Here is a 13,593-nt window from a genome sequence, read left to right on the forward strand (position 1 = left end):
ACTCCGTCGTATCAAGCAGGGCGTGTCAAAAACGCGCCTGTCCAGAGCTATGGGCGTGCCATATGGCACAGAGCCAGCGGGTGGTGGCCCGATGTCTCTTTTCCCTTGCTCACGGAAACTTGCCCTGCTGGTGGGGGTGGGGTGGCGCGGCAGTCCGTAAGGAAAGCTATATGTGCATTACGCATGAAACAGCATGAATTTGCAACATGCCACCGGGTAAGAGAAGTAGGATACAGCCATGAACACCCCTCCATCACACACCGATATGCAGGCATTGGCGGGGCTTGCAGCGGGGGATGCGGACAGGCTGCTCTGTGCGCGTTTTCTGCCCGCATCCGCACAGCCGGGCGGGCTTGTTCTGCTGGCGTTCCATAACGAGCTGATTCGCGTGCTGGCCCCGGCCCGCTCGGCTGCGGTGGCCGGGCCCATGGCCGGGCTGATCCGCCTGCAATGGTGGCGCGAGGTGCTGGAAAAGACCCGCCCCCCCGAGCATATTCTGGCCCCTTTTCTGCTGGGGATGATGGCATGCGGGCAGGCCCGGCTGGCCACACTGCTCCGTCTTGTTCACTCTTGCGAGATGGAACTGACCGGCGCGCGTGATCAACCGGCATGGGAGGGCATGATGCGTGATGGCCCCGGAGCGCTACAACGCGCAACAGGCGAACTGCTGGGGGTGGAAGACCCCGCCACCCTGCTCAGGCTGGAAGCCTGTGGCATGGCCTATGGAGCAGGGGCCATGCTGCGGCACTGGCCCGTGCTCCAGCAATCAGGGCGGTTTATATGGCCCGCTCAGCAGGAGGCGCTCAGGTTACAAGGGCAGGCATGGCTGGCGGCGCTGGACTGGTCCCATCTGCCCGCGCCTTTTCGCCTTGCTGCTCTGCCTGCCATACTGGCCAAGCGGGACCTTGCTGGGACCGCCCGGCAGGCCGGGCAGCCCCGTGGGCTGGGGGACCGCGCCGCACTCATGTGGCAGGGTATTAAGGCTCTGCGTGCGTTTGAGCGCGACTGAACGGCTTGGAGTGCTGCAAAACCCTTACGGGTCGTTGGCTACAATGTTTTCCAGTACCCCGATCAGGGCGGAATAGTCTGCATCTGCTGCGGCGCGGCGGGTCAGGGAGAGTTCCTGCGTGACTGCGGCCATGGTGGGTACCGGCACGGCCAGACGGGCACAGGCATCAAGCAGCAGGCGCATGTCCTTCTGCATGAGCCGGGTGGGGAACTGGGGCGAAAAATCCCCTTCCTTGGCCATTTTGATCTTGCGTTTGTGGTGGGGGGAGATCACGGCCATGTTATCCAGCGCATCAAACAGCATGGTGCGGTCGAGCCCTGCGGCCAGACCATAGGCAATGCCTTCGGCCACGGCGGCCAGCCCGGCCCCCATAATCCCGTTAATAACCAGCTTGAGCCGTGCGCCACTGCCTGCCGGGCCTGCATGAATGGTCAGGCGGCCAATGGCGTCAAACACCGGTTTGGCGCGGGCCATGTCATCCTCACTGCCGCCAGCAAGTACCACCAGATTTGCGCTGTCCGCCTCGGGCGTGCTGCCAGAAACCGGACAGTCCACAACGCTGACTTTCAGCTTCTGGCCCGCATCCAGCAAGGCCTGTGCGGCTTCGGGGGAGACGGAGCTTGTGTTCAGTAACAGTCCGCCCTCTGGCATGCCGGCCAGTCCGCCCTGTGGGCCGTACATGCTGGCGCTCAGGGCCTCATCATCCGGGACGCACACAAGAACAATATCAGCCGTTTTGGCAACATCTGCCGGGCTGGGCAGGAAGGCGGTGTTTTCGTCTCCCCCCTTGCCGGAGGGCGTGTAAGCCACGGCTGCAAACCCTGCTTTTTTCAGGTTTGCGGCCATGCGGCTGGCCATTGCGCCAAACCCGATAAAACCGATTGTCTTTGCTGTGCTCATGGTATCAGAGACTCCTGCATGTTCTTGCGTATTATGGACATAACGCACAAACTCCTTTCAAGGTTAAGGCGCATGGCCTGAATGCGCTGTCAGGCACCCCGGAAGAATAAAGGCTGATCATGGCTCCACCTGTTGCCGGTCGCGCGCGGCGCAAAAACCTGTCGCCACTGGCACGGCAGGTTCTGCTTTACGGCCTGTTCCTGCTCCCCGCCGTGTTTGATCTGGTGGAAGGGTGGCTGGGCTGGCTGGGGCCAAGGCCTTACCGCGAATGCCTGCATGACTTTGGGCGTTATGCGTTCCGCTTCCTGCTGGTTTCGCTCATGGTGACACCCTTGCGGCGCTTTACCAGAATTAACCTCATCCTCTACCGCAGACCGCTGGGGTTGCTGGCCTTTACCTATGCGGCCCTGCACGTCACACTCTACCTGACATGGGCGCGCGGGCTGAACCCGGCCCTGATCTGGACGGATTTTACCACCCGTCCGTTCCTCAGCTTTGGTCTGCTGGCTTTTGTTATCCTGTGCGTGCTGGCGGCTACCTCCACGCGCAAGTCCATTATGCGGCTGGGCAAGCGGTGGGCACCGCTGCACAAAACGGTTTACGTGGCTATGGTGCTGGCCTGCGTGCACTACAGCATTGCCTTTAAGGTCTGGCACGTTGAGCCATTTATCTACGCAGCCATAGCAGCAGCCGTGCTGGCAACGCGCCTGCTCCCCAAAGCACAAAAAAGCCGCCCGACCCCGGTTTAGGGGCGGGGCGGCTTTGGGCCGTGCCGGGCTGTGTGGCGCTGGCTTTTGTGCGCTCAGGCCAGCAGGTTGGGGTGCCCCAGTGTTGCCAGCAGTTTTGCCGCGCGTGCATCGGCATGGAGAATGGTAACGGTTTTGCCGCGCCCTTCCAGCCGGGTGGCGGTTTTTTCCAGCGTGTCTGCCGCACTGATGTCCCATAGCTGGGCGTCGGCCAGATCAATCACCACGTTTTTTGCGGGGCCCTGAAAATCCACGGCATCGGTCAGCACGCTGGTTGAGGCAAAAAAGAGCTGGCCGCGCACATGGTAGGTGCGGGTTGTGCCATCGGGCGTATCCTCCGCTCTGACCTGCACCAGCTTCATGACCTGAAACGAGAAGAACAGACCGTTCAGCAACACGCCGCAGCCAACACCAGCGGCCAGATCATGTGTCAGCACAACCACCACAACGGTTGCCAGCATAACGGTGGAGGACAGCTTGGGGTGGGCCACCAGCTCGCGCAGGGATGACCACGAAAATGTGCTGATGGATACCATGATCATGATAGCCACAAGGGCTGCCACCGGCACCTGAGCAACAAAGCGGTGCATGGCGACAAGCAACAGCAGCAGAAAAGCCCCCGCCGTAAAGGTGGACAGGCGGCCCCGGCCACCGTAGCGCAGGTTGCCCACGGTCTGGCCGATCATGCCGCAACCGGCCATGCCGCCAAACAGGCCCACAAAAATATTGGAAATACCCAGCCCCGTGCACTCCATGCGCTTGCTGGAATGGGTGTCGGTCAACTCATCCACCACCGTTGCGGTCATGAGCGATTCCAAAAGCCCGACCATGGCCATGGCAAAGGCATAGGGCAGTACAATCTGGAATGTGCTCCAGGTCAGGGGTACCTGCGGCCATGTCAGGTGTGGCAGCCCCGTGGGCAGCGCCCCAAGGTCGGCTACAACATGAATGGGCATGGGAACGGCAAGGCTGATCCCGGTCAGCACCAGAATGCAGATAAGGGGGGAGGGAACAGCCGTGCTCAGCCGTGGCAGCAGGTAAACAATGGCCAGCCCAAGGGCGATCAGGGCGTAGGTGTGCCACGTTACATGCAGCATCTGCGGGATCTGGGCAGAAAAAATAAGAATGGCCAGCGCGTTGACAAAACCCGTCGCCACCTCGCGCGAGACAAAGCGCATCATGCTTTGCAGCCGCAACAGCCCGAACAGCACCTGCATGCCTCCGGCCAGTAGGGTTGCCAGCAGCAGGTACTGCAACCCATGCCCGTGCACCAGATCCGCCGCAACCAGCGCGACCGATCCAGCGGCCCCCGAGATCATGCCCGGCCTGCCGCCCGTTATGGCAATGGCAATGCTGATAACGAACGAGGCAAAAAGCCCCACTTCCGGCGCAACCCCCGCCACGTAGGAAAAAGCGATAACTTCGGGGATAAGGGCAAAGGTGCCGACCATGCCGGCCAGAACGTTACGGACGGGTTGTTCCGTCCATTCACGCACATACTGCTGAACACTCACGAGGCAGAAAATATCCTGTAAACTAGGGTGGATGGTTTGGTGCTCCCAGCCATAAACCGGACTTTTTATGTGCGGAAAGGTTTTTCTTTGCGGATCATGGCTTGCACATTCCCTGTTTGGCCGGAATGGTGGTGTGCCTGCGTTGTGTTTTTGGTGCGTGAAGATGTTTGAACTGCCCCCTCCATCCCCCCTTGTATGGATCCTTGCCGGAGAGGCGAGCGGGGATGTGCTGGGTGCCCGGCTGATGCACGCACTCCGCGCGCGTAACCCGCATATCCGCTTTGCCGGAGTAGGGGGTACGCGCATGGTGCAGGAAGGGCTTGCCAGCCTTTTTCCAATGCGGGATCTGGCGGTTATGGGGCTGGTGGAAATCCTGCCCCGCGTGCGCCAGCTTTCGCGTAGGCTTAATCAGGCTGTGGCGGATATTGCGGCCCAGAAACCCGATCTGGTGATTACCATAGACAGCCCCGGCTTTGCCCTGCGCCTGCTCCGGCGGATTGCGGGTATGGGTATGTTGCGCGTGCATTACGTGGCCCCGCAGGTATGGGCATGGCGGCAGAAAAGGGTGCGCAAGTTCCCCGGTCTTTGGGACGAACTGCTATGCCTGCTCCCGTTTGAGGAAGAATTTTTTGGCAGGCACGGCCTGAAAACCCGCTTTGTGGGGCACCCCGTCCTGCAATCCGGTGCGCAGGAGGGCGATGCCGCCCGGTTCAGGGCACGGCACGGACTGGCGGATAACGCACGGGTGCTGGTGCTGATGCCCGGCAGCCGCCGCTCGGAAGTGCCAAGGCTGCTGCCCGTATTCGGGCAGATGCTGGCCCTGCTCCGTACCAGCATGCCCGATGTGGTGCCGGTTGTGCCGGTATCCCCCGTGGTGGCGGCTACTGTTGAGCAGGCCGTGCATAACTGGCCCGTTCGCCCGATTGTGGTGACAGATGTGGACGACAAGCATGACGCATTTGCCGCAGCCGGGGCGGCTTTGACCAAATCAGGCACCTCCACGCTGGAACTGGCATTGGCCGGTGTGCCCATGGCGGTAACATACCGGGTTAACCCCCTTACGGCGTTTATGGCGCGCAGGCTTATCCGGGTGCCCTATGTGGCTATGGTCAACCTGCTTGCAGGCCGGGCCATTGTGCCCGAACTGTTGCAGGAAAACTGCGCGCCAGACGTGCTGGCGCGCGAGGTGCAGACACTGTTTGAAAACCCCACCGTGGCTCAGGCCCAGAAGGCGGCCTTTGCCACGGTCCTGCACGGGTTGGAAGGGCCGGGGGGGAGTCTGCCGGCAGACGCCGCGGCATCTGCGGTGCTGGACCTGCTGGCCGCACGGGGGCAGCCGTAAGGGCTACCCTTCAGGCGTGAGTGTGGCCGTGGGTTTTATAAAGCTCGGCGGGGTCAATTTCAGGCTTGGTCAGTTCAAGCAGCCCGGTGGGGGAGAATGCGCGGTAAAAGCAGCTTCTGCGCCCGGTGTGGCAGGCAACGCCAATCTGGTTGACTAGCAGCAGAACGGCGTCTGCATCACAGTCCAGCCGTGCTTCGTGCAGGTGCTGGACCTGGCCGGATGTCTCGCCTTTACGCCACAGTTTTTTGCGGCTGCGCGAGTAGTAGCAGACGCGCCCGCTCAGCAGTGTTTCACGCAGGGCTTCGGCATTCATCCATGCAATCATCAGCACTTCGCCCGTGTCATGCTGCTGGGCAATGGCGGCAATCAGGCCGGAAGCATCGTATTTGACTGTGCTGAGCATGGCATCAAGCACTGCGGCATCGGGTGCGGTGTAGGTCATGGTTTGTCCGGTGTGGTGGCGGAGGGTTCTGGTGGTGTGCCAAGGGCTGGTAGCAGCCACGCGGGGGGGCGGGCAACCACGTTATGGTCAAGGCAGGTCAGGGGTTTGTCGGCCATGTCCACCTTGAGCAGTGCTAGCCCGATATGATCGCGCGAGGAGCGCAGGGTGCCAACCTCCTGCCCGTTATGCAGGATGGCGGTGCCCGGCGCGGGCAGGGGGGCGGTGGCGGCAATGGGTACAAGGCGGCGTTTGAGCAGCGTGCGGTAGTGCATGCGGGCTGTGACTTCCTGCCCCATGTAGCACCCCTTTTTCCAGGCAATGCCGCCAAGCAGGTCCATGTTGGCCTCGGCTGCCAGTGTGCGGCCCTGTTCGCAGTCCTGCACGCCATCCGGCAGGCCAAGGGCCAGGCGGTGCAGGTCATAGTCCAGTTGGGTGGCGGTCTGCTCCGTGGTGGCAGGTGGGTCTATCAGCCGCCAGCCTGCGGCGGGCAGTCTGGGGTCTGCAACGCTTATTGCGTTTTCCAGCAAGGTGGCCTCGGGCCTGTTACCCCATGCGGCATAAACGGGGAGTGCCGTCAGTTCCATCTGCACATCCGAGCGGAGCCGAAAGCGCATGAGCTGTGTGCGCAGGGCTTCGGCCTGCTCGGTGGCGCAGTCCAGTAGCAGGCAGGTATCATCCGGGTCGGGTATGGCAAAAAAATCTGCCTGCCAGCGGCCCTGTGGGGTCAGGCATGCGGCCCATGCGGCCTGAGCCGGTTGCAAGGCTTCAATATCTGCCGTGACCAGCCCTTGCAGAAACCGCACACGGTCCGCGCCGGAAAGCTTGAGAACAGTCCGGCCCTCAAGCCGGGTAATATGGGATGGGGCGGGTAATGGCATGGTGTGGTGTCCTTTTATGCAAGGATGCAGGCCGTTGGTGCAAACTCTAGACCGGGTGGGGCAATGGGGCCATAGGCAGGCTGTTCACGTCCGGCTTTGCCGCAAAAGTGCCAGAGCCGCATGGGCGACGCGCTCCACACTTAACCCCGCAATGGGGGCCAGTCCTTCTGGCCCCGGTGCCTCTACCCAGTGCGTCATGGCTCCGGTGGGGGCATATTCCGATGCGCGGGACGGGCCGAACAGCCCCAGTGTGGGCGTGCCTGCCGCAGCGGCCAGATGCATTAACCCGGAATCGTTACCAATATACAAAGCACAACGGGCCAGCATGGCGGCGGTTTCGGTCAGGGCAAACCGTCCTCCGGCATCTATAGCATGGGGCAGGGCGTGCAGCACGGGGCGGGCCAGTTCCGCCTCCTGCGGGCCGGGGCCATAAAAAATGGCAGGGCGGGCCTGGGGGTAACTGGCGGCAAGCTGCTGCCACAGGGGCAGGTAGTGTTCTGTGGGCCAGATTTTGCCGTGCCAGTTGGCCGTGGGGCCAAGGGCAATAACCGGTGCATCAGGCGTGTGTGGCGGTATAACCTGTGCGGCAGCCTGCTGGTCCGCATTGTTGAGCCACACCGTAGGGTGCGGGGCGGGGGAAAGGCCGAGCAGGGCCCCCAGATGCCCCACCCGCCTGCCGGGCCTGCGCCCCCCACGCATGACAAACCGCCGCCCCGAGCGCAGGGCAAAACTGATGATTGAGCCGCGCAGGTCCACGGTCATGTCCCAGCGGGTGGGGGCGCAGGTTTTCCACAAATCCAGCCAGTGCAGGTCGTAGCGGCGTTTGTGCATGACCAGAACCAGCTCGAGTCCGGGCATGTGGCTGAACAGCCCGGCGGCAACAGGCCCGCAGGCAACGGTTATGCGCGCATTGGGCCATTGCTGTATTAATGTGTTGAGAATACCGGTGGAAAGCACCGCATCCCCCAGACGGGTGGCCGTAATAAAAAGAATGCGCATGCAATCAGGCTATACTGTCTCTTTGTCTCTTTTCCAAGCAGAGCAGATATGGACATTTGCGCGGCATATGCCAGAAGATGGAGCGTTACAGCGCAGGCTGGCCCGCTCCAGTGGAGCAGGTCGCCCGCGTAGGTCCACTGTCTGGGCAATAAGGGTATTTTGGCAATGTTGCAGAAAGGTTTTTTGCTGGCTTCCGTCGGGGGGCTGGTGGCTATGGTTGCATGTGTTCCCGCCCATGCGGCCGAGCGGGCGTGGGTGCCCACCACCTGTGGTGCGGAACCGCAGGCCCCTGCGGTCGATGTTTCCAGTGTGGAAAAATATAATGCCAGCGTGGACAAGGTCAGCGCTTACGAAAAAGCCGCCCGCACCTATAACGCCTGTGTCTCCAAGACTGCGGTGAAGGAAGAAACCGCAATCAGCAACGACGCACGGGATAAAATTGCCTATATTCATGATGGCAGTACCGCTGTGCAGCAGCGCATCGGGGCTAATTTTACCCAGCTGACAACCGCGCTCAAGGCGGGTGGCACCAAGCTACAGAAAGCAGCGCACTAAGCGCTTTTGGGCTTTTGCCGTGCAGCCTGTTGGGCCGTAAGGCAGTATAACAGGCGCACAACAAACACGCTGCGCCTTGTATGATGCGTCCGGCTGGGGCAGATATGCCATAATACGGACAGGCATGTATTGGCAGGAACAGGAACGGGCCGGATCGTGGCAGAGGATATTTACCGGGAAGTTGACGAAGAGCTGAAGGCTGAACGCATGCGTGCGGTTGCCCGGCGTTATGCCGGTGTGGCTGTTGCCGCTGTGGTGGTCGTTGTGGCTGGCGCGGGCCTGTGGTCGTGGAAGCTTGCTCAGCACAAGGCTCTGGATCAGGCAGCGACAGGCACGTATCTGGCCGCCTTGCGCCAGACCGATCACCTGCCCGATCAGGTGGGCAGCAGCCCCATAACCCTTGTCGGCAAGGCGCAGAGTGGTCTGGAGGCCCTGCAAAAGCTGGCAACATCGGGTGATCAGGGTGTGGCCACACTGGCCCGGATGCAGGAAGCCGCCGTGCAGGCCGCCCGGGGTGATGCCCCCGCCGCACTGGCCGCATGGAATGCCGTGCAGGATAACCCCGCCGCCGACCCGGCCCTGCGCAGCATTGCAACCCTGCTATGGTGCCAGCATCAGCTTGATACGGGGGATATTCCGACCCTGCGCTCGCGCCTTTCCCTGCTGACCGGGCCGGGCAAGGCCTGGAACGGCCTTGCCGTGGAGGCGCTGGCTGTTCTGGATGTGCGCGAAGGGCATAGGGATGATGCCCGCAAAAAACTGTCTGCCCTTGTGGATTCGGGCGAAACACCGGCAGGTGTACGCAACCGCGCACAGGATATGATGCAGGCCCTTGATCCGTCAGCAGGATAAAACCATGAGCAGCAAAATATATACGGGCGGCGCAGCCCGCTCCGGCCTTACCCGCAGGAGCCTGCTGGCCGGGGCAGCCCTTGCCCCCACACTGGCCGCTTGTGGTGATGACGACGATAAAAAACCCCTGCTGGCCGGGCACCGTACGGATGTCCTGTCATCAGGTGCTGGGCTGATGGTGGATAAGGAAGACCGCACAGCCATTACGCTGCCCGCACCTGTTACGGTTTCCGAGTGGCCGATCAGTGGCCGCGTGCCAGAGCATACGGGCAGCAACTATGCGTGGGGCGGGCTTAAGCGTCGCTGGAAGCATAGCGTTGGTGCGGGTATTTCCGAGCCGGACTTTATGGCATGGGCAGCCCTTGGCTCGCTGGGGCGGGGTATGCTGTCCTGCCCGCCGGTGATCCATAACGGCCGTTTGTTTATTATGGATGCGCAGGGCGTTATCCGTGCCTTTACATGGCCTGCCATGCGGCATGTGTGGACCTTTAACCCACGCCCCAAGCAGTCGCGTTCGAGCAACACCGGTGGTGGCATCGGGGTTGATGGGGACGTGCTGTATATTGTGGATGGCATTTCGCAGGCTGTTGCCGTTTATGCCGCAACAGGCAAGGTCAAGTGGCGGACCGATGTTGGAACACCCGGTCGTTCTGCCCCGACCATTGCCGAAGGTCGGGTTTATTTTGGCACGATTGATGAGCGCTTTTTTGCGCTCGATGCCGCAACCGGCCATCAGGTCTGGACATATGCTGCCACGGCTGCCGAAACCACGGTGTTTGGCCAAGCCGCTCCCGCCTACGCCAATGGCGTTGTGGTGGCAGGCTTTGGCGGAGGCGACCTGATTGCCTTCCGCGCCGAAAGTGGTGAGGTCGTGTGGAGCGAAATGCTCGGCAATGTTGGCTCACAGGCCAGCACACTCAACCTGAACTGCGTGCGTGGCCTGCCGGTTATTGTGGGCAGCGTTGTGTATGCGATCAGCATGGCGCAGGTGCTGGCTGCGGTGGATATCCGCACGGGCCGCCGTGTGTGGGAGCGTTCCGTCGCCAGCCAGAACAGTATTCTGTGCGTGGGGGAATGGCTGTATGTTGTCTCCCTCGACCAGCAGATCGCCTGTATTGACCGCCTTTCGGGCCATGTGCGCTGGATCACCCAGCTCCGCCGCTTCCGCAAGATCAAGGAAAGCAAGGACATTGTCACATGGTTTGGCCCCATTATGGCGGGTGGCCAGCTTGTGTGCCTGAGCACCCTGCCAGAAAACGGCATGATCCGTATTAACCCGGTAACCGGCGCAATTATCTCTATCGATGCCATGGAGGCCATCTCCTTCGTGCCTCCTATTGTTGTGGACAATCAAATGCTTATCGTAACTAATGACGGAAACCTGATCTCCTATGGTTGAACGTCGCAAGTCCATGCGCCCCCTCCCGCCGATACCGACGGGGGACCTGCCGGTTGTTGTTATTGCCGGACGCCCCAATGTGGGCAAATCCACCCTGTTCAACCGCCTTGTGGGGCGCAGGCAGGCACTGGTGGCCGATACCCCCGGTGTAACCCGTGACCGCAAGGAAGGGGTTGCCCTTGTCCGCGGTCGCCACATACGCCTGATTGATACCGCCGGGCTGGAAGAAGCCGCACCAGATACACTGTTTGGCCGCATGCGCGCCTCGTCCGAAAGTGCGGTGCAGGAAGCGGACCTTATTCTGTTCTGCATAGATGCACGCGCAGGCATTACTCCCGCTGACGAGCATTTTGCCCAGTGGATCCGCCGCCAGAACCGGCCCGTGCTGCTGATCGCCAACAAGGCGGAAGGGCGGCAGGGCACAGCCGCTGCGCTGGAAGCTTACGCACTGGGGCTGGGCGACCCGCTGGGCCTGTCCGCCGAGCACGGCGAAGGCGTGACCGACCTGATGTGGGAAATTGCCGAGCGCCTGCCTGCTGACAAGGTGGAGGATGAAGAGGACGAATGGGCCCCCGAACCCGACCTGTCGGAAGAGGATGAAGAGGAGATTCGCCCCAAGGGGCCGCTCAAGGTTGCCATTGTCGGGCGGCCTAATGCGGGCAAGTCCACGCTGCTGAACACCCTGCTGGGTGAAGAGCGCATGATCACCGGCCCCGAACCGGGCCTTACGCGTGATTCCATTGCCGTAACCCTGCATGACGGGGATGACACGTTCGAGATTGTTGATACAGCAGGCCTGCGTAAAAAGGCCCGTATTGATGAAGCCTTGGAAAAAATGTCTGTCTCGGCCTCCATTGAAGCCCTGAAAATGGCGGAAGTGGCCGTGCTGGTGCTGGATGCGACCCTTGGTGTGCATGAGCAGGACCTCCAGATTGCCCGTCTGATCGAGCGGGAAGGACGGGCCTGTGTGCTCGCACTGAACAAGTGGGACGCGGTGGAAGACCGTACGGCCACGCGCAAGGCCATTCTGGACCGGCTGAGCATTTCTCTGGCCCAGATGCGTGGCGTGCCGGTTGTAACCTTTTCTGCCCTGACCGGCTCGGCAGTGCACAAGCTGCTCCCCGCCGTGCGTGAGGCTTGGACCGTATGGAACGCCCGCGTTCCCACAGGTGCGCTCAACCGCTGGTTTGAGGAAATGCTTGAACGCCACCAGCCCCCGCTGGTGGATGGCAGGCGGCTTAAACTGCGTTACATGACGCAGGTTAAATCCCGCCCGCCAACCTTTGTTGTTTTTGGCACCCGAGCCGAGCAGATGCCCGATGATTACAAGCGGTATCTGGTCAATGGCCTGCGTGAAGCGTTTGATCTGCCGGGTGTACCCATTCGGCTGCAAACGCGTGGTACCAAAAACCCGTACGCAAATACCTGACCCCAACGGGTCAGGTTGCGCGCAAAAGGGGTATCCGCTGCGGCTTTGTCATGGGCTGACAGCTCTGCCACAGGCAGTGTGCTGCCCCCAGTAAGGAGCCAGAACCAGCATGACGCCCCCCCAGCAGACCCCGCCCCGCCAGCCACCTCCCTCCGATGGTTTGCATGGCTCGGCCAGAAACTGGGCCATGCTGGCGGTTTCTCTTTCGGTTTTTCTGGCGCTGCTCGACTACGCCATTGCCAATGTGGCCCTGCCAGACATTGCGCGAGACCTCAGGGCGTCTTCTTCCTCCTCCATCTGGATCGTCAATGCCTACCAGATGGCCAGTCTGGTTTCCCTGCTGCCGCTGGCTGCCCTTGGTAGCCGGGTGGGGTTTGCGCGGCTGTGCCGGGCGGGCATTCTGCTCTTTATGGTGGCTTCACTCCTATGCGCCATGGCAACCAGCCTGCCGGTACTGGCCGGTGCGCGGGTGTTGCAGGGCATAGGGGGGGCTTGCATCATGAGCGTGAACATCGCTCTGGTGCGCTTTATTTACCCTTCGGCAGAAATCGGGCGCGGCATGGCTCTTAACGGGCTGGTGGTGGCTCTTGGGGTGGCGTTGGGGCCTACGGCTGCTGCGGGTATTCTTACCTTTGCATCCTGGCCGTGGCTGTTCTGGATCAACCTGCCTTTGGGGGCTGCGGCTCTGGGTATGGCGTTTTACGCCCTGCCCAACACGCCACGCGCGCCCCATATGCCCGACATGACCGGCAGCCTGCTGTGCGTTGTGGCCTTTGGGGCCTGCATTATGGGGGGCGATGGTCTAGCTCATGCGCAGGGCTGGGTTGGCTCTTTGCTGCTGCTGTTATGTGGGCTTATGGCTGGCGTGTGGCTGGTGCGGCGTGAGGTCGGGCTGGCACAGCCGATCCTGCCGGTTGACCTTTTGCGCCGCCCCGATTTTGCCGTGGCGTTTACCACCGGGTTCTGCGGTTTTATCGCGTCCAATTTTTATATCGTTTCCATGCCCTTTACCCTGCATGACGCGCTGGGCCTTAGCTCTGCCCAGACCGGGCTGCTCATTACTCCGTGGCCTATTGGTATCATGCTCTCGGCCCCGGTTATTCGCCGGGTGGCGGACCGTATTTCGGCCGGGGTTCTGTCTTCCATCGGGCTGGGGCTTACGGCTTCGGGGTTTTTCCTGCTCTGGCAACTGCCTGCCCACCCTGCATTGTGGGACATCGCCTGGCGCACGGCCCTTGCCGGGTGGGGGTTTGGGTGTTTTCAGCCCCCCAACAACCGGGCGATGATGGTTGCTGCCCCCCTGCACAGGGCCGGGGGTGCCAGCGGCATGGTGCAGGTGGCCCGTCAGGCCGGACAGACCGTTGGGGCCATGGGGGTTGCTGCCTTTTTTACCCTCTGGGCAGATGCTGCCAACCGTGAATGCCTGCTGGCCGCGGGGTGTGTGGCTTTGTTTGCTGCACTGCTGAGTGCCAGCCGCCTGCTGGGCGGGCGCTCTGCATAATGCCCTATTGCGTGGCAACAGCTAAGG

13 protein-coding genes are annotated in these 13,593 nt (G+C 61.7%); 8 read left to right on the plus strand and 5 right to left on the minus strand.

Annotated features, from left to right (window positions below; genetic code table 11):
* The first annotated feature begins 238 nt into the window (after nt 1-238).
* Nucleotides 239-1,009 (plus strand): squalene/phytoene synthase family protein, encoded by a 771-nt coding sequence (locus ACSYTG_RS04340; RefSeq protein ID WP_489783022.1) that lies wholly within the window; start codon nt 239-241, stop codon nt 1,007-1,009.
* Between the two features lie 24 nt (nt 1,010-1,033).
* Here ACSYTG_RS04340 and ACSYTG_RS04345 read toward each other — a convergent pair whose 3' ends face one another.
* Nucleotides 1,034-1,909 (minus strand): NAD(P)-dependent oxidoreductase, encoded by an 876-nt coding sequence (locus tag ACSYTG_RS04345; protein ID WP_489783021.1) that lies wholly within the window; start codon nt 1,907-1,909, stop codon nt 1,034-1,036.
* 119 nt (nt 1,910-2,028) lie between these two features.
* On the opposite strand from ACSYTG_RS04345, the gene msrQ reads away from it, so the two are divergent.
* The gene (gene msrQ / locus ACSYTG_RS04350; RefSeq protein ID WP_253528741.1) at nt 2,029-2,658 is read left to right on the plus strand and encodes a protein-methionine-sulfoxide reductase heme-binding subunit MsrQ; all 630 of its coding nucleotides are present in this window, start codon (nt 2,029-2,031) and stop codon (nt 2,656-2,658) included.
* 53 nt (nt 2,659-2,711) lie between these two features.
* Here the strand turns inward: msrQ and ACSYTG_RS04355 are convergent, their stop codons facing one another.
* Nucleotides 2,712-4,169, minus strand: a complete 1,458-nt coding sequence (locus ACSYTG_RS04355) for a SulP family inorganic anion transporter (protein WP_489783020.1) — start codon at nt 4,167-4,169, stop codon at nt 2,712-2,714.
* Between the two features lie 163 nt (nt 4,170-4,332).
* On the opposite strand from ACSYTG_RS04355, the gene lpxB reads away from it, so the two are divergent.
* Complete coding sequence (gene lpxB, locus ACSYTG_RS04360; protein ID WP_489783019.1) at nt 4,333-5,511, plus strand: lipid-A-disaccharide synthase; 1,179 nt, start codon at nt 4,333-4,335, stop codon at nt 5,509-5,511.
* Between the two features lie 10 nt (nt 5,512-5,521).
* Here the strand turns inward: lpxB and hisI are convergent, their stop codons facing one another.
* The 3 genes from hisI to ACSYTG_RS04375 all read right to left on the minus strand — a co-directional run bounded on the left by hisI (nt 5,522) and on the right by ACSYTG_RS04375 (nt 7,830).
* Nucleotides 5,522-5,953 (minus strand): phosphoribosyl-AMP cyclohydrolase, encoded by a 432-nt coding sequence (gene hisI, locus ACSYTG_RS04365; protein WP_086645497.1) that lies wholly within the window; start codon nt 5,951-5,953, stop codon nt 5,522-5,524.
* The gene (gene ygfZ / locus ACSYTG_RS04370; protein ID WP_086645496.1) at nt 5,950-6,831 is read right to left on the minus strand and encodes a CAF17-like 4Fe-4S cluster assembly/insertion protein YgfZ; all 882 of its coding nucleotides are present in this window, start codon (nt 6,829-6,831) and stop codon (nt 5,950-5,952) included. Before ygfZ ends, hisI begins: the two co-directional genes overlap by 4 nt.
* Before the next feature lie 84 nt (nt 6,832-6,915).
* Nucleotides 6,916-7,830, minus strand: a complete 915-nt coding sequence (locus ACSYTG_RS04375) for a glycosyltransferase family 9 protein (RefSeq protein WP_489783018.1) — start codon at nt 7,828-7,830, stop codon at nt 6,916-6,918.
* Between the two features lie 165 nt (nt 7,831-7,995).
* Between ACSYTG_RS04375 and ACSYTG_RS04380 the strand changes: the two genes are divergently transcribed.
* From ACSYTG_RS04380 to ACSYTG_RS04400, 5 genes are all read left to right on the plus strand, one after another.
* The gene (locus ACSYTG_RS04380; RefSeq protein WP_086645494.1) at nt 7,996-8,385 is read left to right on the plus strand and encodes a hypothetical protein; all 390 of its coding nucleotides are present in this window, start codon (nt 7,996-7,998) and stop codon (nt 8,383-8,385) included.
* A gap of 156 nt (nt 8,386-8,541) precedes the next feature.
* Nucleotides 8,542-9,237 carry a tetratricopeptide repeat protein gene (locus tag ACSYTG_RS04385; protein ID WP_489783017.1) on the plus strand — a complete coding sequence of 232 codons (696 nt, stop codon included), beginning with the start codon at nt 8,542-8,544 and terminating at the stop codon, nt 9,235-9,237.
* A gap of 4 nt (nt 9,238-9,241) precedes the next feature.
* Complete coding sequence (locus ACSYTG_RS04390; RefSeq protein WP_253528752.1) at nt 9,242-10,636, plus strand: outer membrane protein assembly factor BamB family protein; 1,395 nt, start codon at nt 9,242-9,244, stop codon at nt 10,634-10,636.
* 13 nt (nt 10,637-10,649) lie between these two features.
* A complete protein-coding gene (gene der / locus ACSYTG_RS04395; RefSeq protein ID WP_086645679.1) occupies nt 10,650-12,065 on the plus strand; it encodes a ribosome biogenesis GTPase Der in 1,416 nt (471 codons plus the stop codon).
* A 109-nt stretch (nt 12,066-12,174) separates the two neighbouring features.
* Nucleotides 12,175-13,566 (plus strand): MFS transporter, encoded by a 1,392-nt coding sequence (locus tag ACSYTG_RS04400; RefSeq protein ID WP_086645491.1) that lies wholly within the window; start codon nt 12,175-12,177, stop codon nt 13,564-13,566.
* Nucleotides 13,567-13,593: the final 27 nt, after the last annotated feature.

The organism is Acetobacter sp. ESL1128, assembly GCF_058505085.1.

What these genes read in the sequence shown, in the direction of transcription:
- ACSYTG_RS04400 (WP_086645491.1), top strand. Translation starts at nt 12,175, where the DNA reads ATGACGCCCCCCCAGCAGACCCCGCCCCGCCAGCCACCTCCCTCCGAT.
- msrQ (WP_253528741.1), top strand. Translation starts at nt 2,029, where the DNA reads ATGGCTCCACCTGTTGCCGGTCGCGCGCGGCGCAAAAACCTGTCGCCA.
- ygfZ (WP_086645496.1), bottom strand. Translation starts at nt 6,831, where the DNA reads ATGCCATTACCCGCCCCATCCCATATTACCCGGCTTGAGGGCCGGACT.
- ACSYTG_RS04375 (WP_489783018.1), bottom strand. Translation starts at nt 7,830, where the DNA reads ATGCGCATTCTTTTTATTACGGCCACCCGTCTGGGGGATGCGGTGCTT.
- der (WP_086645679.1), top strand. Translation starts at nt 10,650, where the DNA reads ATGCGCCCCCTCCCGCCGATACCGACGGGGGACCTGCCGGTTGTTGTT.
- ACSYTG_RS04345 (WP_489783021.1), bottom strand. Translation starts at nt 1,909, where the DNA reads ATGAGCACAGCAAAGACAATCGGTTTTATCGGGTTTGGCGCAATGGCC.
- ACSYTG_RS04380 (WP_086645494.1), top strand. Translation starts at nt 7,996, where the DNA reads ATGTTGCAGAAAGGTTTTTTGCTGGCTTCCGTCGGGGGGCTGGTGGCT.
- lpxB (WP_489783019.1), top strand. Translation starts at nt 4,333, where the DNA reads ATGTTTGAACTGCCCCCTCCATCCCCCCTTGTATGGATCCTTGCCGGA.
- ACSYTG_RS04390 (WP_253528752.1), top strand. Translation starts at nt 9,242, where the DNA reads ATGAGCAGCAAAATATATACGGGCGGCGCAGCCCGCTCCGGCCTTACC.
- ACSYTG_RS04340 (WP_489783022.1), top strand. Translation starts at nt 239, where the DNA reads ATGAACACCCCTCCATCACACACCGATATGCAGGCATTGGCGGGGCTT.
- hisI (WP_086645497.1), bottom strand. Translation starts at nt 5,953, where the DNA reads ATGACCTACACCGCACCCGATGCCGCAGTGCTTGATGCCATGCTCAGC.